Below are 19,878 nucleotides of genomic sequence, written 5' to 3'. Positions count from 1 at the left end.
AGGAGCTTGCCGTGACCGCAACGTCCCGGGGGACGACCCCCGCTTCGCAGCTGCGACTGCGCTACGTCCATCTGGGGTTCGGGGCGGACGCCGTCGACTACGAGGAGGCGTGGCAGGAGCAGCGCCGCGTGCACGCGGCCCGCTTCGCGGACGAGATCCCGGACACCTGTCTGCTGCTCGAGCACCAGGCCGTCTACACGGCGGGGCGGCGCACGGCCGACAACGAGCGCCCGCTGGACGGCACCCCGGTGGTGGACGTGGACCGCGGCGGCAAGATCACCTGGCATGGTCCAGGGCAGCTGGTGGGCTATCCGATCCTCAAGCTGCCGCGCCCGGTGGACGTCGTCGCGCATGTCCGGCGTCTGGAGGAGGCCATGCTGCTGACCTGTGCCGACTTCGGCGTGGAGGCCACCCGGGTGGAGGGCCGCAGCGGGGTGTGGGTGCTGGGCGACCCGGTGGACCAGCGCCCGGCGCTCGGCGGGCTGAAGCTGGACTTCGACCCGCGGGTGGAGGACGAGGAGTTCGACCCGCGCCTGAACGGCCCGGAGTACGCCCCGTCCAACGCCGGGCAGCGCCGCGAGGACCGCAAGCTCGGCGCGATCGGCGTGCGGGTCGCCAAGGGCGTGACCATGCACGGCTTCTCGTTCAACTGCAACCCGGACAACACCTCGTACGACCGGATCGTGCCGTGCGGCATCCGGGACGCCGGGGTGACCTCGCTCTCGGCGGAGCTGGGCCGGGACGTGACGGTCGCCGAGGTGACCCCGGTGGTCGAGAAGCATCTGCGGGCGGTCCTGGAGTCCTCCGTCCTGCTGCCGCGTGCCGTGTAGCGGCGGCGCCGCCCCAGGGGAATGCGCCCCCGAGGCCGCCGGTTGCCCTGGACGTAAATCCGTACGAATGACGGGCGTACCCTGGTGACCGCCGACGATTCGAAAGCCGCGCCACCCAGACTCGCCAAGCAAAGAGGAGTGCCGGACGTGTCCGCAGTCGCACCCGACGGACGCAAGATGCTGCGTCTGGAGGTCCGGAACAGCCAGACCCCCATCGAGCGCAAGCCCGAATGGATCAAGACCCGGGCGAAGATGGGCCCCGAGTACACCGAGCTGCACGGCCTGGTGAAGCGGGAGGGCCTGCACACGGTGTGCCAGGAGGCGGGCTGTCCCAACATCTTCGAATGCTGGGAGGACCGCGAGGCCACGTTCCTCATCGGCGGCGACCAGTGCACCCGGCGCTGTGACTTCTGCCAGATCGACACCGGCAAGCCGCAGCCGCTGGACCGCGACGAGCCGCGCCGGGTGGCCGAATCCGTGCGGACGATGGAGCTGCGGTACGCGACCATCACCGGCGTCGCCCGTGACGACCTCGACGACGGCGGCGCCTGGCTGTACGCCGAGACCGTACGGCAGATCCACTCCCTCATGCCGGACACCGGCGTCGAACTGCTGATCCCGGACTTCAACGCGGACCCCGACCAGCTCGCCGAGGTCTTCTCCTCCCGCCCCGAGGTGCTCGCGCACAACGTCGAGACCGTGCCACGGATCTTCAAGCGCATCCGCCCCGGCTTCCGCTACGAGCGCTCGCTCGAAGTCATCACCAAGGCCCGCGAGGCGGGGCTCGTCACCAAGTCCAACCTGATCCTGGGCATGGGCGAGGAGCGCGAGGAGATCAGCCAGGCGCTGCAGGACCTGTACGACGCGGGCTGCGAGCTGATCACGATCACCCAGTATCTGCGCCCCTCCGCCCGGCACCACCCGGTGGAGCGCTGGGTCAAGCCGCAGGAGTTCGTGGAGCTGCAGGAGGAGGCGGAAGAGATCGGCTACGCCGGCGTCATGTCCGGCCCCCTCGTCCGCTCGTCGTACCGCGCGGGACGCCTGTACCAGCAGGCCATCGACCAGCGGGAGTCCACCACGCAGGCGGTGTGACGCCGGACCAGTGATGGCCGGTGTGACCAACACGCTGTGTGAGTACGGGCACACCGGCCACCCTGCCGACTTCGGAAAACCGCAGGTCACGGGCGCGATAGAAGCCGCACCAAAGGCTTCATCGGTGTTTGACCGGCCGGTCACACACTGGTAACACCATTGGGTAACGATAAAACCACGCACCGCTCATGGCCGCGTGCTTCGTGATAATCCACCGCTCCCGAGGGGTAACCATGCCGGCTGCGCCCGTACGCCCGTCCGTGACCGACGCGCTGCTCGCCTTGGAGGGACTGCTGCTGCGCGGCGGCCAGCGCAGGGCCCGGCGCAACGCCTGGACCGCGGTCCTGGAGGACCGCCGCCGCGCCAAGGACCGGACCGAGGCCCAGCACGTACTGGAGGCCGTGTCCACCGGGGCTTCCCAGGCCACGTAAACTTCGCCTTATGGCGCGGAAGGAAACATCCGAGAACCCCGGGCGACTGAAGCAGATCGCCCTGACCTACAAGATGACCAAACGGGTCGACTCGAAGGTCGGCCTCGTGGTTGCCGGCGTGGGGATCATCACCTTCGGTGTCCTCCTCGCCATCGGCTTCCTGGTCGGTCATCCCGTCTTCCTGGGCATCCTGGGCTTCGTCCTGGCCTTCCTCGCGATGGCGATCATTTTCGGCCGCCGCGCCGAGCGGGCGGCCTTCGGCCAGATGGAGGGCCAGCCGGGCGCGGCCGCCGCCGTTCTGGAGAACGTGGGCCGCGGCTGGTCGGTGACCCCGGCGGTGGCGATGAACCGCAACCAGGACGTCATCCACCGGGCCGTCGGCAAGGCCGGCATCGTGCTCGTCGGCGAGGGCAACCCGAACCGGCTCAAGGGCATGCTGGCCGCCGAGAAGAAGCGCATGGCCCGCATCGTGTCGGACGTCCCGGTCCACGATGTGATCGTCGGCTCCGGCGAGGGCCAGGTGGAGATCAAGAAGCTCCGCACCAAGCTGCTGAAGCTGCCGCGGGTGCTGCCCGGCGCGCAGGTGACGGTCGTCAACGAGCGGCTGCGGGCGCTGGGCGACCTCATGAGCAACATGCCGATCCCGAAGGGCCCGATGCCCAAGGGCATGCGCATGCCGAAGGGCCGCTGAGCCGCCGGGCGCACCGGACAGCCACGGACGACGGGACACCACACCACGTGACAAAGGCGGCCCGGGACTGAAGTCCCGGGCCGCCTTTCGTATGCAATACGGGCTCAGACCCGGATCTGCACGGCCCGGGAGAGCCGGTCGTGCAGCCCGCGGGTGTCGCGGTCGAAGACGACCGCGGGGATGACGAGCACCAGCAGCACGCTGCGCAGCACGGCCCGCGGCAGGCTGAGCCGCGCCCCGCCCTCGCCGACCACCCGCAGCCTGAGCAGCAGCTTCCCGGGGGTCGCGCCGACGGTGCCCACGGTCAGCAGGCTGAGCACGAGGAAGACGAGCAGCGCCCAGTTCCCGGCGGCCTGCGGATTGCGGTCGGCCAGCAGCGCGTACGAGACGAGCACGCACAGGGCCCAGTCGATGAAGATCGCCCCGAAGCGGCGCCCGAGCGGTGCGATCGCGCCCGGTCCGCTCTCGGGCAGCCCCAGCCCCTGGCCGCGGTAGCCCAGGTCGACGCCCATCTCCTCAGCGGCCGCGCGGGGGCCGGAAAGCCAGGATCCGATTGCTTGCCTCTTGTCCACCCCTCTACGTTACTGGGGCCGCCCGCGTACGCCCGTAACGGCCCCTGACCCGGTTAACCTGGGTGAAACAAATGGGTCATGCCCGGGAAATCCCGCCTGCTTATCGTCGGCGTCAGCGCGCCATGCACACGGACCGCGCGACCGAACAAATCCCCGTCCCCCCGCGGCCGGGCTAGGAGGAGTTGGATGTTCCAGAACGCCGACGACGCTCGGAAGTTCATCTCGGACGAGGACGTCAAGTTCGTCGACGTCCGGTTCTGTGACCTTCCCGGCGTCATGCAGCACTTCACCGTACCGGCGGAGGCGTTCGACCCGAACGAGGAGCTGGCCTTCGACGGCTCGTCGATCCGCGGCTTCCAGGCGATCCACGAGTCGGACATGGCGCTGCGTGCCGACCTGTCGACGTCGCGTGTCGATCCCTTCCGCCGCGACAAGACGCTCAACATCAACTTCTTTATCCACGACCCGATCACGGGCGAGCAGTACAGCCGCGACCCGCGCAACATCGCCAAGAAGGCCGAGGCCTACCTCGCCTCCACCGGCATCGCGGACACCGCGTACTTCGGTCCCGAGGCCGAGTTCTACGTCTTCGACAGCGTGCGTTTCGAGACCAAGGCGAACGAGGCCTTCTACCACATCGACTCCGAGGCGGGCGCCTGGAACACCGGTGCGCTGGAGGGCAACCGCGGTTACAAGGTCCGCTACAAGGGCGGCTACTTCCCGACCCCGCCGGTCGACCACTTCGCCGACCTGCGCGCCGAGATCAGCCTCGAGCTGGACAAGGCCGGCCTCCAGGTCGAGCGCCAGCACCACGAGGTGGGCACCGCCGGCCAGGCCGAGATCAACTACAAGTTCAACACGCTGCTGGCCGCGGCCGACGACCTGATGCTGTTCAAGTACATCGTCAAGAACGTGGCGTGGAAGAACGGCAAGACCGCGACCTTCATGCCGAAGCCGATCTTCGGCGACAACGGCTCGGGCATGCACGTCCACCAGTCGCTGTGGCAGAACGGCTCCCCGCTCTTCTACGACGAGCAGGGCTACGCGGGCCTCTCGGACACCGCCCGCTACTACATCGGCGGCATCCTCAAGCACGCCCCGTCGCTGCTGGCCTTCACCAACCCGACGGTGAACTCCTACCACCGCCTGGTCCCGGGCTTCGAGGCGCCGGTCAACCTGGTGTACTCGCAGCGTAACCGCTCGGCCGCGATGCGTATCCCGATCACGGGCTCCAACCCGAAGGCCAAGCGCGTCGAGTTCCGCGCCCCGGACTCCTCCGGCAACCCGTACCTGGCCTTCTCCGCGCTCCTGCTCGCGGGCCTGGACGGCGTCAAGAACAAGATCGAGCCGGCCGAGCCGATCGACAAGGACCTCTACGAGCTGGCCCCCGAGGAGCACGCGGGCGTCCCCCAGGTCCCGACCTCCCTCCCGGCCGTCCTCGACGCGCTCGAGTCCGACCACGAGTTCCTCCTCCAGGGCGGTGTCTTCACCTCCGACCTGATCGAGACCTGGATCGACTACAAGCGCACCAACGAGATCGCGCCGCTGCAGCTGCGTCCGCACCCGCACGAGTTCGAGCTGTACTTCGACGTCTAAAGACCCCCGCGGGTCCTCGACGAGTGACTGAGCCCCGCCACTGCCCCCTTGGGCGGTGGCGGGGCTCAGTGCTGATGGACCCGGGCCGGGGTCAGGAGGCGGGGACCACCGTGTGGGTGTCGACGCCGGAGGACGGCAGGAAGCTGGAGTCGCCGGTGTAGATGGCGACCACCGGGTGGGTCCCGACGCACAGGGTGGAGAGGGTCAGGGTCGCCACCCCGGCCGTCACGGGCCGGGTGAAGGTGCCGCCGCCCGAGCCGCCGATGACGAAGGTCATCGTCCCGGTCGGGGCGCCCGCGCCGGGGGCGACCGGGGTGACGGTGGCCGTGAACGTCACCGGGTCACCGAGGGTCGACGGGTCCGGGGCGGACGTCACCGAGGTCGTCGTCGCGGACGGGACGACCGCGACGAGGGTGGTGCCGGTGGAGGAGAGGAAGGTGGTGTCGCCGCTGTAGGTGGCGACGACGGGGTGGATACCCGGGCTCAGCCCGGAGACGGTGACCGAGGTGGTGCCGCCCGACAGCGTTCCCGTCAGGGTGGGGCCGCCGGTGAAGACGATGACGCGGCCGAACGGCAGGGCGGCACCTGGACGAAGGTCAGGGTTGACCGGGGCCGCTTCGCGAGCGTTCCCCGATCGTGTGGACCTCCGTCGTACGCCTGCGGCCGGTGGGGCTTTGCGGCAAGGTGACCGGCACCGCCGTGCTGGACCGCACCGTCAGGGGGATCCGTGGCAGCGTCGCAGACCGCCGACCAACCGGCCGACCAACCGGCAGGACAACCGGCAGGACAACCCGGCAGAGCCGCTGAGGAGTTGCGCTTCCAGCCGCCCACCCCGGTGGCCCTGGAGACGATCACCACCCGGGCCATGGCCCGCCGCCTGCCGCAACTGGTGCGCCGCTCGCTGGGGTTGGCCTGGCGGGTGGACCGCAAGGCGGTCGTGACGCTGCTGCTGTGCCAGGCGCTCGCGGGGTTCTTCGAGGCGTTCGGGCTGCTGGCGACCACCGGCACCATCACGGCGCTCATCTCCTCCGGGCACATCGGCGAGCGGCTGCGGGAGGCGCTGCCGTCGATCGCCGTGCTGGCCGGGGCGGCGGGGCTACGGGCCCTGCTGGGGATCGCGGTGTCGAACATCTCCAGCAGGCTGTCGCCGCGGATCTCGCGGGAGGCCGAGACCCAGATGCTGGACGCGGCGATCAACGCGGAGCTGGCGGCGTACGACAATCCCGGGTTCAACGACAAGTGGGACGCGGCGGACCGGGGCGCGGAGGTCGCGCAGGATCTGATCGTCGAGTCGCAGCAGCTGATGGCGTGTCTGTCCTCGCTGGTCGCGGCGGCCGGGGTGGTGACCGTGCTGCATCCGGCGCTGCTGCCGCTGTTGCTGCTGGCCGCGCTGCCGCAGGGAATCGCGGGGATGAAGGGCGCGCGGGTGAGTTACGAGACGAGCCGGGCGATGAGCGCGGACCGGCGCACGCTCGGACTGCTGCGCTGGTACATGGTGGACAAGGACATCGCCGATCAGCTGCGCTCGGGCACCATGGCGTCGTTCCTCCTGGAGCGGTACCGGGCGATCGGGGCGCGGGTGGACGCCGCGACGGACAAGGCGGTGCACCGGGGCGCCCGGTACGCGGTGGCGGGGGCGCTGGCCGGGGGTTTCGCGTCGGGGCTGGTGTGGGCGTCGCTGGCGCTGCTGCTGGGGTCCGGGCGGATGTCGGTGGCCTCGGCGGGGACGGCGGTGTTCGCGCTGCGGACGGTGGGCACGTCGTTGCAGGGGATGGTCGGGTACGGGACGCGGCTGTTCCGTACGGGGCTGTATCTGGACGACTGGGCGGAGTTCATCGAGGAGGCGGGCGGGCACCGGATGCGGCGCGGCAGCCGGGTGCCGGACGTACCGCGGGTGATCCGCGCCGAGGCGCTGACGTACGCCTACCCGGGGTCCGGGGCTCCGGCGCTGGCCGAGGTGAGCCTGGAGGTGCGGCGCGGCGAAGTGCTGGCGCTGGTCGGGGAGAACGGCTCCGGCAAGACCACCCTGAGCAAGCTGCTGACGGGGCTGTATCTGCCCACCGGGGGCGCGGTGACCTGGGACGGTACGAGCACCGCCGAGCTGGACCCGCAGGCGATGTGGCGGCACACCGCGGTCGTGCCGCAGGACTACGCCCACTGGCCGCTGTCCGCGCGCGACAACATCACCCTCGGGCAGCCGCACGGCGGGGACGAGGCGGTCCGGTCGGCGGCGGTCCACTCCGGGGCGCATGAGGTGGTCGACGGGCTGCGCAGCGGGCTGGACACGCTGCTGGCCCGGCAGTGGTGGGGCGGGGTGGAGCTGTCCGGCGGGCAGTGGCAGCGGATCGCGCTGGCCCGCGCGTTCCACCGGCCCGCCGGGCTGCTGGTGATGGACGAGCCCACCAGCGCCCTGGACGCGCGCGCCGAGCACCGGATCTTCGCCGGGCTGCGGCGGATGGCGCGGGACCGCGCGGTCGTCCTGGTCACGCACCGGCTGGCGAACGTGGCGGTGGCCGACCGCATCGTGGTGCTGGACCGCGGGCGGGTGATCCAGCAGGGCACGTTCGAGGAGCTGACCCGATCGCCCGGCCTGTTCCGGGAGTTGTGGGAGCTGCAGAACGACCGCGGGGTACCCGCCCCCCGCGGCGAAACCCCGTAGGGGGTGTGTCGCACGGTCCCGCCGGGCCCGCGACGGTGCGGACACCCTCCTCAAGCCGCCTACGCTCCGGCGCTCAGGCGGCGGCGCGGGCACGGGAGGCGGCGATCTCGGCGTACGCCCGCTCGCGGCCCTCCCAGTGGGATCCCTCGACGGACTTGCCGGGTTCGAGGTCCTTGTAGACGTCGAAGAAGTGGGTGATCTCCATACGGTCGAACTCGGGCACGTCGTCAATGTCCTGGACGTCCACATAGCGCGGGTCGTGGGCGGGCACGCACAGGATCTTCTCGTCCGGCCCCTTCTCGTCGCGCATGCGGTACATCCCTATGGCCCGGCAGAGGATCACACAGCCGGGGAAGGTGGGCTCGCCGACGGTGACCAGGGCGTCGAGCGGATCGCCGTCGCGGCCGAGGGTGTGGTCGATGTAGCCGTAGTCGGCCGGGTATTTGGTGGCGGTGAACAGCATCCGGTCCAGCCGGATCCGACCGGCCTCATGGTCCATCTCGTACTTGTTGCGGGAACCCTCGGGGATCTCCACGACGACATCGAATTCGGCGGCGGACTCCATCGCGACCTCCGGTCACCGGTGGGCGTGCTTCCAGTGTGCGCCGTGCGCGCCGCTTACGCACCGCGTACCAGGGCGCCGATCTCGGCCTCGAAGAGCGCTGCCGGATCGAAGCCCATTCCGCTGAACTGGCCTTGCACTTCAAGGCTGATCACCCCGTGGAGCCGGGTCCAGGTGGCCAGGGCGCGGCTCTTCAGCTCGCCGTCCGGCTCCGGTCCCGGGGCCCAGGAGGGGACGCCCTCCAGCTGCCGCGCCAGCTCGGCTTCGAGGGGGGTCGGCTCGGCGGCGCGGTCCAGGGCGGCGCAGGCGTCGAGGATGGTGCGCATCAGGGTGCCCGCGCTCTCGGTGGTCTCGGGAGGCGCCTGGTAACCGGGCACCGGGGTGCCGTAGATGAGCAGATAGCGGTCGGGCTGCCGCTTCGCCCAGTCGCGCAGGGCGTGGGCGAGGGCGCGGAAGCGGTCGGCGGGGGCCGCGCCGTCGGCGGCGTCGGCGGCCGCGACGGCCGCCGCGGCCAGTTCGCGGTAGGCGTCGGTGATCAGCTCGGTCAGCAGCTCGTCCCGGCCCGCGAAGTAGCGGTAGAGCGCGGGGCCGGTCATGCCCATCGCCTTCGCGATCGCGTTCACCGAGATGCCCGCCGTGCCCGCCTCGGCGAGCTGGGTCAGGGCCACGGCCTTGGCCTCCTCCCGGGTCTGCTGCCGGTAGCGCTCTCGCCGTGCTGTGGCCATGGGCGCGCCCTTCCCTTCTCGTGCGGACCTCGTACGGACCTCGTGACGGCCCTCGTACGGACCTCGTGACGGCCCTCGTGCAGGCCGGAAAAAACGGGGCTTGACACATCGATGGTAACAGGTTCATTGTTTCGTTAGAAGTTCTCACAGTCGATAGAAGACCTCACGAGAAACGGGGCGCCGCCATGCCGTCACTCACCGAAGTCGTCCTGCCCGGTCCGGTGGAACCGGAGGGCCTGCGGCTCCGCACCAGCCCGGTGCCCGAGCCCGGCCCCGGCCAGGTGCTGGTGGCCGTCGAGGCGTCCGGGGTCTCCTTCGCCGAGCAGCAGATGCGCCGCGGGAAGTACTACGACCAGCCGCCGTTCCCCTTCGTGCCCGGATACGACCTGGTGGGCACGGTCGCGGCGGCGGGCGCGGGCGTGGATCCGGGGCTGTGCGGCCGCCGGTTCGCCGTGCTGACCAAGGTCGGCGGATGGGCCAGCCATGTGGTGGCCGACGCGGGCGATCTGGTCGCGGTGCCGGACGGGGTAGGCGCGGCCGAGGCCGAGACGGTGGTGGTCAACGGGATCACGGCGTGGCAGATGCTGCACCGGGTGGCCGGGGCCCGGGCCGGGATGACGGTGCTGGTCCACGGGGCCAACGGCGGGGTGGGCTCCACCCTGGTCCAGCTCGCCCGCCGCGCCGGTATCGCGGTCATCGGCACCGCGTCGCCCCGTCACCACGAGGCGGTGCGGGCGCTGGGCGCCACCCCCGTCGACTACCGCGACCCGGATCTGGCCGCGCGGGTGCGCGAGCTGGCGCCCGGCGGGGTGGACGCGGTGTTCGACCACGTCGGGGGCGCGGGCATCGTGGAGTCGTTCCGGCTGCTGGCCCGTGGCGGCACGCTCGTCTCGTACGGCACGGCGGCTACCCGGGACGTGCCGGGCTCGTCCCGGGCGCCGGTCCTGAAGCTGCTCGCCCGGCTCGCGCTGTGGAATCTGCTGCCCAACGGCCGGAAGGCCCACTTCTACAACCTGTGGGCGGGCAGGCGGCGGCGCGCCGCCCACCAGGCGCGGACGCGCGAGGATCTGGGCCAGGTGTTCGCGCTGCTGGCGAGCGGTGAGTTCACCGCCCAGGTGGCCGCGCGCATCCCGCTGGCCGAGGCCGCGCGGGCGATGCGGCTGGCGGAGTCAGGCACGGTCACCGGCAAGGTCGTCCTCGTGACCGGCGAGGCCTCATGAGTACCGGTCTCCGGGCCCTCCTCGCCGTGATAATTTTCGTATACGAGCGGTATGCGAGGAGGCATGGGCCCAGTGCAGTCCGGACGAGAAAAGGCGTACGCGTTCCTCAAGGAGACCGTGCTGACCGATCCCGACATGCAGGGCAGGTTCCTCACCGAGCAGGAGATCGCCGACCGGATCGGCATCTCCCGGACCCCCATCCGCGAGGCCCTGCTGCTGCTCGCGGCCGAGGATCTGGTGCAGTTGGTGCCCAAGCGGGGGGCGCACATCGCACCGCTGTCCGGCCGGGAGATCACCGAGCTGATGGAGTTGCGCGGGATCGTCGAGCGCCATGCCGCGGAGACGGCCATCGAGCAGCGGAAGGTGCCGGTCGAGAAGCTGACGGAGCTGCTGGAGCGGCAGCGCGGGCTCAGCGGGCCCGAGCACGCCAAGGAGTTCATCGCCGTGGACCATCTCTTCCACGCGACCATGGTCGCCGCGGTGGGCAACGAGCTCCTCAACCGGCACTACGACGGGCTGCGCAGCCGCCAGATCCGGGCCGGGGTGGTGGCGTTGTACAACCGGATCGGCCGCCAGGAAGCGGTGCTCGCCGAGCACCAGGCGATCCTGGACGCGGTGGCCTCCGGCGACCCGGAGGCCGCGCGCACCGCGATCAGCGGCCATCTGGAGTCGACGCTCAAGGTGCTGCTCGCGGGGTGAGCCGCGTCCCGGGACCGCGCCGGTCCCGGGACGCCTCAGGCCCCGGCCGGAGCCTTTGGACCGGCTTCCGGACCGGCTTCCGGACCGGCCGCCGAATCGGCCGCCGGATAAGTGATCACCAGCGTCGTCACCCCGTCGTCAAAGATCCACGGGCCGTGGGGCATTGCGGGCTCGGCCCGCCCGCTCATGCGCGGGTTCCCAGCTTGCGGTTGGCCAGGACGGACACCGTGCGCCGCACCGCGGCGACCTCCTCGGTGACAACGTCCGCCACCAGCAGGCCGGGCGCCGCCTCCAGCCGCTCGCGCACCGTCCCGTCGGGGCCGACCAGGGCGCTGTACCCGATACCGGTGGGGGCGCTGGTCGAGGGGGCTTCGGCACCGCTCGCCGCCGGGTCGGCCTGCCCCACGGCGGCCAGCCATACGGTGGCGTCCAGCGCCCGCGCCCGGGTCAGCAGCTCCCACTGCTCCCGCTTGCCGGGGCCCGCGCCCCAGGAGGCCGGAAGCAGCGACAGCACCGCGCCCGCGTCGGCGTGCGCCCGGAACAGCTCCGGGAAGCGCACGTCGTAGCAGGTGGCGAGGCCGATCCGGACGCCGTCCAGCTCGAAGGTCACCACCTCCGAGCCGGGGGCCACGGTCTTGGACTCCGCGAAGCCGAAGGCGTCATACAGATGGATCTTGTCGTAGGAGGCCTCGACACCGGGGCCGGTGGCCAGCAGGGTGTTGGTGACCCGCCCGTCCGGGGCCGGGGTGAACATGCCCGCCACGACCACCAGCCCGGCGTCCCGCGCGATCCGCCGGACCTCGGTGGCCCAGGGGCCGTCCAGCGGTTCGGCGAGCGGTCCCAGCCGGGTGCCGAAGCACGCCATGGCGGCTTCCGGGAAGACCACGAGCCGGGCGCCGTCCGCCGCCGCGCGCAGGGCCTGCTCGCGCAGGGTGACGAGGTTCGCCTTCGGGTCCGGGCCTGTGGTGATCTGGCTCAGTGCGATGCGCATGGGGTGTGTACTGCCTTCCCTGGTTGGCGCGGTGGGTGACCTGGCGATGATGCCCCGGGCGGGGCGGGATCGCCCTTCGGGGGGTGCGTCAGCCGATCGCGGCGGACGAGTGGTGCGATGCGGCCACGCCGTCCGGCTCCTCGTCCTCGGCGGGCGCCGCGTCCCGGCCCAGCCACAGCCCGGCGACCGTGGCCACCGCCGTGAGCGCGATGTAGAGCGCCAGCGGGGGCCAGGCGCGATACGTCCCCAGCAGCGTCGTGAACAGCAGCGGCGCGACCGCCCCGCCGACGACTCCGGCGAGGGTGTACGCGAGAGAGGAGCCGGTGTAGCGCAGCCGCGGCGAGAACTGCTCGGCGATGAAGGCCGCCTGCGGCCCGTACATCAGCGAATGGATCACCAGCGCCACGACCACGCCCAGCGTGAGCAGCGCCCAGCTCCCGCCCGCGACCAGTGGGAAGAAGACGAAGGGCCAGACGCCCGCGGCGACGGCGGAGACACCGTACAGCCACCGCCGGTTGACGCGGTCGGACAGCGCCCCGGCCAGCGGGATCAGGAAGATCTGGAGGGAGGAGCCGATGAGGACGGCGGTCAGCGCGGAGCCGCGCGACATGCCCAGCTCCCCGGTGGCGTAGGTGAGCACGAAGACGGTGAACATCGCGTACAGCACATCGGGGGCGATGCGGCAGAGGATCGCGGCGGTCAGCGCCCGGGGCTGGGACGTGAACACCTCGCGCACCGGCGCCTCGGAGCGGTCCTGCGCGGCCTCCATGGCCCGGAAGACCGGGGTCTCCTCCAGCTTGGCGCGGACCCACAGCCCGAACACCACCAGCACACCGGAGAGGAGGAACGCCACCCGCCAGCCCCAGGACAGGAACTGGTCCTCCGTCAGCGTGGCGCCCAGCCCCGCGAGCACACCGTTGGCGAGCAGATTGCCCGCCGGCGGACCGACCTGCGCGGCCGAGGCGTAGAAGCCGCGCCGCCGTGGATCGCCGTATTCGCTGGACAGCAGCACCGCGCCGCCCCATTCCCCGCCCACGCCGACGCCCTGGGCGAAGCGCAGCAGCACCAGGGCGGCGGGGGCCGCGACGCCGACCGTGGCGTAGGTGGGCAGCAGCCCGATCAGCAGGGTCGCGACGCCGATGAGCACCAGGGTCGCGATGAGGACCTTCTTGCGGCCGATCACGTCTCCGAGCCGGCCGAAGACGAACCCGCCCAGCGGGCGGGAGACATAGCCGACGGCGTAGGTGGAGAACGCCAGGAGGGTGCCGGTGAACGGGTCCTTGGAGGGGAAGAAGAGGTCGCCGAAGACCAGCGCCGCGGCGGCGGAGTAGACGGCGAAGTCGTACCACTCCAGCGCGGTTCCGGTCAGGCTGGCGACGAAGGCGCGGCGGACCGCGGATCCTTCCGCCCGGGGCTCTGGTGCGCTCGTGAAGGTGCGCTGCATGGTCCGTCCTCTGGGTGGTGCGGGGGTGGGTGCGTGATCGGTGGATGCGTGTGTCGACGGATGGGTGGCGATGGATCCGTGCGGGGTGGTTGCGCGATGCACGGCTTCCGGCATACTTGTTGTATACCAAGCGTATGCGCAACCCCCTCGAGGGAAATTCCTCGCGATCTGGAGATCCCGCCCCATGACGACGCAGCCCCAGCAGTCCCCCCGCCCCGCCCTGACCTTCGCGCTTCCCGACGGCTCCACCCGGCAGGTGGAGGTCGTCCAGGTGCTCAACGCGGGCTACGCCGGGCGCAGCCAGGAGGATGTGGCCGCCCATGTGGCCGAACTCGCCGAGCTGGGCGTCCCCGCCCCCAGCGTGACGCCCGCCCTCTACCCCGTCGCGCCCTACCTCGCCCAGCAGACCGACCGGGTCAGCGTCCAGCACGGCCGCACCTCGGGCGAGGCGGAGTGGGCGCTGATCGTGGCCGAGGACGGGGAGCTGCTGCTCACCGCCGCCTGCGACCACACCGACCGGGAGCTGGAGGTCCACGGCGTGGCCTGGAGCAAGAACGCGGGCCCCGATGTGCTCGCCGCCCGCGCCTGGCGCCTGGCGGACGTGTCCGCGCGGCTGGACGAGCTGACCCTGCGGGCCTGGGTCACCCACGACGGTGAGGAGACCGAGCTGCAGAGCGGCACCCTGGCCGAGCTGCTGCCGCCCGCGTACTGGGTCGAGGTGCTGCGCGAGCGCGGCGGCCTGGTGCCGGGCACGGTGCTGATCTCCGGGACGATCCCGATGGCGGAGGGCGTCGACCAGTTCGCCGACCGCTGGCGGGTGCAGCTGGGCGATCCGGCCACCGGCGACATCATCGAATGCTCCTACGACGTGGTCCCGATGCCGGAGCCGATCGGCTGACGCCCCACGCCGTCAAGGCCGCCGGCCGCACTCCCGCGAAGGGGAGTGCGGCCGGCGGGCTTCTCCGTTGTGACGCGTGGCGTCCGGTTCCGTGCCGTTCAGTACTCGGTCAGGCCTCCCGTCCCTTCCGCATCACCACGCCTGCGGCGATCAGGCCGAACAGGCAGGTGAGGGCGCCGACGAGCACGTTGTTCCAGATCATTCCGGCATCCGGCCCCCTGGCAACGACCCAGGGGGAAATGATCATCCATACACCGATCGCGGACATGGCCCAGCACAGGCTGTACATCCTCCTCGGCGCCGATGTGAGACCGATGCCCAGCAGGGCGATGGCCACGCCGAGGATGAGGTTGTTGACCATGAGGTTGGGGCTGGTGCTCGAGAAGTGCACCACCCAGGGGGAGATGGCGAAGTACAGACCGGCGAGCAGCACCGGCCCGTCGAGGAACACAACGTCCCGCGCGTCCATCATGCGAGCGAAGCGCTCACGCATCTCGGACACGTCGGGGTGGCCCTTGAGATCACCGCGGGTACGTGAGACGTCGGCCATACGACTCGCCTCCTTCGTTCCATGCAAGTCTGACCGCGCAGTGCGGCAATATCACCGCACCACCATTGTGCGCCTCGCCTTGCTTTATAGGTAGATGTCTGTTTGAGGATGCTGTCCACCGTTCCGCCATGAATCCGCAGGGGCGGACAGGGTCGCCGTCTCGATGTGCCCCGGCCCCTTCTTCTGCTTCAATGGGGGCATGGTCAGCCTCATCAACGCCGCGACGGGTCGTCTCGACCTCGAGCCGTTCTGGCCGTCCCGGCAGGCGCACCACTTCGACCGCGAGTGTTGCCGCGCATCCGTTGCGCGGGCCCGCTCGCTCGGCTGCTGACGCCGCCCACCCGGCCGCTCAGCCCGCCGCCCGGCTCCGGGGCATCGTTCTCCCCGGTCCGGTTCCCCGGCCCAGCCCGCGCGCATGACGTCCACCGACGCCCCTCAAGCGCGAAAGAGCCGGTTCCCATGACGAACATGACGAACGTGACGAACGTGACGAACGTCCGTACCCTCTCCGCCTCCCCGGCCACCGCCCCCGCGGCCACCGCCCCGGCCACCGCCGTGCCAGGGCGGGCCCCGCTCAGCGCCCGCCAGCGGCTACGAGCCGTCGCCCGGGACGAGGTGCCCCCGGTCGACGACTTGCTGCACCCCGGCGCCACCTGGCTGCCCGCTCCCCCGCACACCGTCCCCGCCCTGCCCGGGCACCCGCCGATGATCGGCTACCTGGTGCTGGTCCCGGCCGACCTGCGGGAGCCCCGGGCCGCCGCGGCCACCGCCGCGCCCACCACGCCCCCCGCCCCCGCCCCGCTCACCGTCGACGACGGGCCGGTGAGCGTCGACCCCGAGCAGCGGACCGCGCGGGTCGCGGGGCGTCCGCTCGACCTCACCTATCTGGAGTTCGAGCTGCTGGCCCACCTCGTCGCCCATCCGCACCGGGTGCACACCCGCGATCAGCTGGTGACGACGGTGTGGGGCTACGGGCACGTCGGCGACGGCCGGACCGTGGACGTCCATGTGGCCCGGCTGCGCCGCAAGTTGGGCGCGGAGCACCGGGCCTCGATCGTGACCGTGCGGCGCGTGGGCTACAAGTACGTCCCGACCGCGTAGCGCGGCGGCGAAGAGCGCCGTACGGGCCATGGCTCGGCCCGTACGGCGCTCGCGCGACCGGCGGTCAGCGTTCGGCGCCCACCAGCGGGCGGGACTCCTCGGCGGCCGGAGTGTCGCCGTGGCTGACGTTCGGCAGCCACCGCAGCGCGCGCGGCAGGTACCAGGTGCGCTCGCCGAGCAGCGCCATCAGCGAGGGCAGCAGCAGCATCCGTACGAGGGTGGCGTCCACCAGCACCGCGACCGCGAGCCCGACGCCCATCTGCTGCATGTCCTGCATCCGCAGCAGCGCCAGGACCGCGAACACCGCGACCATGATGGTGGCCGCCCCGGTGACGGATCCCGCCGTCGTGCGGATGCCCTCGCGGATCGCGTCCCGCGTCGTCAGGCCCCGCTCGTGTGCCTCACGGATCCGCGAGACCACGAAGACGTGGTAGTCCATCGACAGCCCGAAGAGGATGACGAGGACGAACAGCGGCATCCACGACTCGATCGCCCCGGCCGGTTCCATGCCCATCAGCTCCGCGCCCCAGCCGTGCTGGAAGACGGCGGTCATGGTGCCGTACGCGGCGCCCACCGACAGCAGGTTGAGCAGGATCGACACGATCGCGATCGGCAGCGAGCGGAAGCACACCAGCATGAGCAGGAAGGTGACCGCGGCGATGAAGAGGAAGACCGGCGCGATGTCGGTCTTCAGCTGGTCGGTGAAGTCGATGTTCGAGGCGAGTTCACCGCCCACGTACGCCTTGTCGGAGACCGGGCCGAGGACGTCCGGCACCAGGTCCTCGCGCAGGGTCTCCAGCGCGCGCCGCGACTCCGCGTTCTCGCCGTTGCCCGCGAGCGGCACCTCGATACGGGCCACGCCCTGCCGGGGGTGCAGATCGACGTCGACGGCCTTGCCGAACCGGCCGGAGTCGGCCAGCTGCTTCTTGAAGTCGGCGACGGCCGCGCCGAAGCGGGGCGAGGAGATGTCGTCGGCCCGCAGCACGACCCGGGCCGGGGCCGGGCCGCCCGGGAACGCGCTGGTGATCTCCTTGTACGCCACCGTCAGCGGGGCGTCCGAGCCGAACTGCTTCTCCATGCCGAGCTGTTCGGTCTTCATCCCGAGCGCGGGGGCGCACAGCACCAGCAGCAGGGCGGCCGAGATGGCGGCGAACAGCTTCGGCCGGGCCAGCACCGGCTTCATGAGGGTGCCGGAGATCCCGCCGCTCGCCTGGACGCCCTGCTTCCGGCGGCGATTGAGCAGCGGCACCCGTCCCTTGTCGACCCGGTCGCCGAGCCAGGACAGCGTGGCGGGCAGGACCGTCACCGACCCCAGCATCGCCATCAGGACGACCAGCAAGGTGGCGACCGCGAAGCCCTGGAAGAGCATCAGCCCGGACAGGAACATGCCCGACATCGCCAGCATGACCGTGATCCCCGAGACCAGCACCGCCCGACCGCTGGTCTCCGCGGCGATGCGCAGCGCGGTCTGCGGGTCCCGGCCCGCGGCCCGCTCGTCCCGCTCGCGCCGCAGGTAGAACAGGCAGTAGTCGACACCGACGGCCAGCCCGACCAGGAACATCACGGAGTTGGTGGAGTCGTACAGCGGCAGCTTGTGGCTGACCAGGGCCAGCAGCCCGAAGGTGCCGATGCAGGCGGTCACCCCGAGCAGCACCGGCAGCAGGGCCGCGACCAGCGCCCCGAAGACCACCAGCAGGATGCCCAGCGCCAGCGGCACGGCCGTGAACTCGGCCTTCTTGAAGTCGTCCTTCAGCATCCCGTCCAGCTCGTGCTGGGCGGTGGCGTCGCCGAACTCATGGACGGTGATCCCCCGGTGCGCGGACCCGGTCGCCGCCACCGCGTCCAGGACGGGCTTCACCCGCTCCCCGGCGGTGTCCGGATCGCCCTTCATCTGGAAGGTGACCAGCCCCTCACGGCCGCCGGCCGAGCGCACCGGCGGCTGGACGCGCGCGGTCTCGCCGGTCTTCTCCAGCCGGCCGGCGAGGTCGCGGGCCGCGGACCGCCAGCCGTCCGGGTCCGTGCTGCGCAGCATCACCATCTCGCCGGCCGGTGTGGTGAGCCCGGAGTCCTCGAGGATCTTCTGGGCGCGTGCGGAGTCGCCCGCGCCGTTCTCGGAATTCGTCATCTGCCGGGATCCGGACATGCCGCCGACGACGGCGACGACGACCACGAACAGCAGCCATCCGATGATCGCGGACTTGCGGTGACGGGTGCTCCACCCGCCGAGCCGCACGGCCAGGCCTCGCCTCGTTGCGCTCATGGCGTCTCTCCCACTGGGGATGCGTACTGGATACGGACCGGATCGGTCATGTCCTCGACGCTAGAAAAAGGCGCGGTCCCGCCCCAGCCGGTCAACACCCGAATCCCCGAGGCGTAGGGCGAGGCCCGGGGGTGGTGTTAGGTGTACCCCCGGACGGGGCGCGGCCCCCGTGACCGATCATGCGGCGTCCAGCAGACTTGAGCCATCGAAGAAGCGGGAAGCCGCACAGCTGAAGAACCCTGGAGGGCGTGCGATGAAGGTCCGCGACAGACTGTTGGCCGCTTTACGGGGCCTCGCCCTGGCGTTCGTCACGCTCGCGGGGTCGATCATCCTGTTCGTGCTGACGGTGCTGTCCGTCGTCCTCATGCCGCTGGGCCTGGGTGTCCTCACCACCCCCGCGATGATCGGCTTGGTGCGCAAGCACGCCAACCAGCGGCGGCTGCTGGCCGCCCAGTGGTCCGGGGTCCAGATCCGGCTGCCCTACCGGGCGCTCCCCGCCGACCGGCGTTCCGGTCTGACCGGGCAGGTGGAGCTGTGCACCCATCTGCTGAAGGACCCGGCGACCTGGCGGGACCTGCTGTGGCTGCTGGTCGACATGACGGCGGGCTGCGTCACCGCGATGCTCGCCTGCGTCTTCCTGCCGTACGGGGTCGAGGGCTGGGTGCTGGCCGCCGGGGTCTGGGAGCCGATCGTCGACGCGGGCGGCACGTACTGGTACGCGTTCGTCCCCGTGGAGTCGCAGACGACCGCGAACCTCGCCGCCCTGACCGGCGTCGGCTTCGCCCTCCTCGGGCTGTTCGCCTCGCCCGTGCTGCTGCGCGCCCACTTCCTGCTGGCCCGCGCCTTCCTCGCGCCCACCCCGCAGATGGCCCTCGCCGAGCGCGTCGAGCGGCTCACCGAGACCCGGCACGACGCCGTGGACACCTCGGCCGCCGAGCTGCGCCGCATCGAGCGCGATCTGCACGACGGCGCACAGGCCCGGCTCGTGGCCATGGGCATGAGCCTGGGCACCGTCGAGGCGCTGATCGAGAAGGACCCGGCCAAGGCCAGGGAACTCCTCGCCGCGGCCCGCACCAACTCCGCCGAGGCCCTGGCCGAACTGCGCGACCTGGTCCGCGGCATCCACCCGCCGGTGCTCGCCGAACGCGGCCTGGGCGACGCGGTGCGCGCCCTCGCCCTGCGGATGACCATCCCGGTGGAGACCGAGGTGGAGCTGTCGGGCCGGTTCGAGGAGCCGGTCGAGGCGGCCGCGTACTTCGCCGTCAGCGAGATCCTCACCAACGCGGCCAAGCACTCCGGCGCCGAGCGCATGTGGCTCGACATCCACCACGAGGCCGGGATGCTGCGCATCGCGGTCACCGACAACGGCAGCGGCGGCGCCCGCATCGCGCCGGGCGGCGGCCTCAGCGGCGTCGAACGGCGGCTGGGCACCTTCGACGGCGTCCTCGCCGTCAGCAGCCCGCCCGGCGGGCCCACCATGGTGACGATGGAGATCCCCTGCGCCCCGACCGCCCCGCGACCGGCGGTCTGACCCCCGGCGGGGGCGTCGCGACGGTA

20 protein-coding genes and 1 pseudogene are annotated in these 19,878 nt (G+C 71.5%); 12 read left to right on the top strand and 9 right to left on the bottom strand.

Features of this window, described 5'->3' with window-relative positions:
• The first annotated feature begins 11 nt into the window (after positions 1–11).
• From lipB to ASC60_RS15185, 4 genes are all read left to right on the top strand, one after another.
• Entirely contained in the window at positions 12–830 is an 819-nt protein-coding gene (gene lipB, locus ASC60_RS15200; RefSeq protein ID WP_055550986.1) for a lipoyl(octanoyl) transferase LipB, read from the top strand.
• 147 nt (positions 831–977) lie between these two features.
• Positions 978–1,922 (top strand): lipoyl synthase, encoded by a 945-nt coding sequence (lipA, locus tag ASC60_RS15195; protein WP_055550984.1) that lies wholly within the window; start codon positions 978–980, stop codon positions 1,920–1,922.
• 233 nt (positions 1,923–2,155) lie between these two features.
• A complete protein-coding gene (locus ASC60_RS15190) occupies positions 2,156–2,353 on the top strand; it encodes a hypothetical protein (protein ID WP_055550982.1) in 198 nt (65 codons plus the stop codon).
• Between the two features lie 10 nt (positions 2,354–2,363).
• Positions 2,364–3,044, top strand: a complete 681-nt coding sequence (locus ASC60_RS15185; RefSeq protein WP_055550980.1) for a DUF4191 domain-containing protein — start codon at positions 2,364–2,366, stop codon at positions 3,042–3,044.
• 104 nt (positions 3,045–3,148) lie between these two features.
• Here the strand turns inward: ASC60_RS15185 and ASC60_RS15180 are convergent, their stop codons facing one another.
• On the bottom strand, positions 3,149–3,616 hold the full coding sequence (locus ASC60_RS15180) for an RDD family protein (protein WP_079038406.1): 468 nt from the start codon (positions 3,614–3,616) through the stop codon (positions 3,149–3,151).
• A 186-nt stretch (positions 3,617–3,802) separates the two neighbouring features.
• Here ASC60_RS15180 and glnA point away from each other — a divergent pair, with 186 nt between their 5' ends.
• Positions 3,803–5,212, top strand: coding sequence for a type I glutamate--ammonia ligase (gene glnA / locus ASC60_RS15175; RefSeq protein ID WP_055550976.1), 1,410 nt, complete (start codon positions 3,803–3,805; stop codon positions 5,210–5,212).
• 91 nt (positions 5,213–5,303) lie between these two features.
• On the opposite strand, the gene ASC60_RS42880 is transcribed toward glnA, so the two are convergent.
• Both ASC60_RS42880 and ASC60_RS43725 read right to left on the bottom strand, forming a co-directional pair.
• Complete coding sequence (locus ASC60_RS42880) at positions 5,304–5,588, bottom strand: Ig-like domain-containing protein (protein ID WP_234356950.1); 285 nt, start codon at positions 5,586–5,588, stop codon at positions 5,304–5,306.
• Positions 5,589–5,609: 21 nt separating this feature from the next.
• Positions 5,610–5,789 (bottom strand): annotated as a pseudogene (locus ASC60_RS43725) (Ig-like domain repeat protein); the annotation flags it as partial.
• Between the two features lie 288 nt (positions 5,790–6,077).
• On the opposite strand from ASC60_RS43725, the gene ASC60_RS15165 reads away from it, so the two are divergent.
• A complete protein-coding gene (locus tag ASC60_RS15165) occupies positions 6,078–7,871 on the top strand; it encodes an ABC transporter ATP-binding protein (protein WP_234356958.1) in 1,794 nt (597 codons plus the stop codon).
• Positions 7,872–7,944: 73 nt separating this feature from the next.
• On the opposite strand, the gene ASC60_RS15160 is transcribed toward ASC60_RS15165, so the two are convergent.
• Positions 7,945–8,436, bottom strand: coding sequence for an inorganic diphosphatase (locus tag ASC60_RS15160; protein ID WP_055550969.1), 492 nt, complete (start codon positions 8,434–8,436; stop codon positions 7,945–7,947).
• A 53-nt stretch (positions 8,437–8,489) separates the two neighbouring features.
• Positions 8,490–9,158 (bottom strand): TetR/AcrR family transcriptional regulator, encoded by a 669-nt coding sequence (locus tag ASC60_RS15155; RefSeq protein WP_055550967.1) that lies wholly within the window; start codon positions 9,156–9,158, stop codon positions 8,490–8,492.
• Positions 9,159–9,343: 185 nt separating this feature from the next.
• On the opposite strand from ASC60_RS15155, the gene ASC60_RS15150 reads away from it, so the two are divergent.
• A complete protein-coding gene (locus tag ASC60_RS15150; RefSeq protein ID WP_055550965.1) occupies positions 9,344–10,378 on the top strand; it encodes a medium chain dehydrogenase/reductase family protein in 1,035 nt (344 codons plus the stop codon).
• Between the two features lie 72 nt (positions 10,379–10,450).
• Positions 10,451–11,077: a GntR family transcriptional regulator gene (locus tag ASC60_RS15145; RefSeq protein WP_055550963.1), complete on the top strand. Its 627-nt coding sequence runs from the start codon at positions 10,451–10,453 to the stop codon at positions 11,075–11,077.
• Between the two features lie 184 nt (positions 11,078–11,261).
• Here ASC60_RS15145 and ASC60_RS15140 read toward each other — a convergent pair whose 3' ends face one another.
• Both ASC60_RS15140 and ASC60_RS15135 read right to left on the bottom strand, forming a co-directional pair.
• Positions 11,262–12,068, bottom strand: a complete 807-nt coding sequence (locus ASC60_RS15140; RefSeq protein WP_055550960.1) for a carbon-nitrogen hydrolase family protein — start codon at positions 12,066–12,068, stop codon at positions 11,262–11,264.
• Between the two features lie 88 nt (positions 12,069–12,156).
• Entirely contained in the window at positions 12,157–13,512 is a 1,356-nt protein-coding gene (locus ASC60_RS15135; RefSeq protein ID WP_055550959.1) for an MFS transporter, read from the bottom strand.
• A gap of 184 nt (positions 13,513–13,696) precedes the next feature.
• On the opposite strand from ASC60_RS15135, the gene ASC60_RS15130 reads away from it, so the two are divergent.
• Positions 13,697–14,410, top strand: coding sequence for a DUF2848 domain-containing protein (locus ASC60_RS15130; RefSeq protein ID WP_055550957.1), 714 nt, complete (start codon positions 13,697–13,699; stop codon positions 14,408–14,410).
• A 109-nt stretch (positions 14,411–14,519) separates the two neighbouring features.
• On the opposite strand, the gene ASC60_RS15125 is transcribed toward ASC60_RS15130, so the two are convergent.
• Positions 14,520–14,960: an SPW repeat protein gene (locus tag ASC60_RS15125; RefSeq protein WP_055550955.1), complete on the bottom strand. Its 441-nt coding sequence runs from the start codon at positions 14,958–14,960 to the stop codon at positions 14,520–14,522.
• Between the two features lie 199 nt (positions 14,961–15,159).
• On the opposite strand from ASC60_RS15125, the gene ASC60_RS43720 reads away from it, so the two are divergent.
• Positions 15,160–15,291, top strand: coding sequence for a hypothetical protein (locus ASC60_RS43720; protein ID WP_257231808.1), 132 nt, complete (start codon positions 15,160–15,162; stop codon positions 15,289–15,291).
• A gap of 155 nt (positions 15,292–15,446) precedes the next feature.
• Positions 15,447–16,061, top strand: a complete 615-nt coding sequence (locus tag ASC60_RS15120) for a winged helix-turn-helix domain-containing protein (RefSeq protein WP_055551146.1) — start codon at positions 15,447–15,449, stop codon at positions 16,059–16,061.
• Between the two features lie 64 nt (positions 16,062–16,125).
• On the opposite strand, the gene ASC60_RS15115 is transcribed toward ASC60_RS15120, so the two are convergent.
• On the bottom strand, positions 16,126–18,321 hold the full coding sequence (locus ASC60_RS15115; protein ID WP_055550953.1) for an MMPL family transporter: 2,196 nt from the start codon (positions 18,319–18,321) through the stop codon (positions 16,126–16,128).
• A gap of 253 nt (positions 18,322–18,574) precedes the next feature.
• On the opposite strand from ASC60_RS15115, the gene ASC60_RS15110 reads away from it, so the two are divergent.
• Complete coding sequence (locus tag ASC60_RS15110; RefSeq protein ID WP_055550951.1) at positions 18,575–19,852, top strand: histidine kinase; 1,278 nt, start codon at positions 18,575–18,577, stop codon at positions 19,850–19,852.
• The last annotated feature ends 26 nt before the right edge of the window (positions 19,853–19,878 follow it).

Origin of the sequence: Streptomyces sp. NBRC 110028, assembly GCF_001417735.1 — a bacterium.
GTDB lineage: Bacteria > Actinomycetota > Actinomycetes > Streptomycetales > Streptomycetaceae > Streptomyces.
The sequence above is the reverse complement of the archived record's forward strand: the minus strand, read 5'-3'. Positions and strand labels throughout refer to the sequence as shown.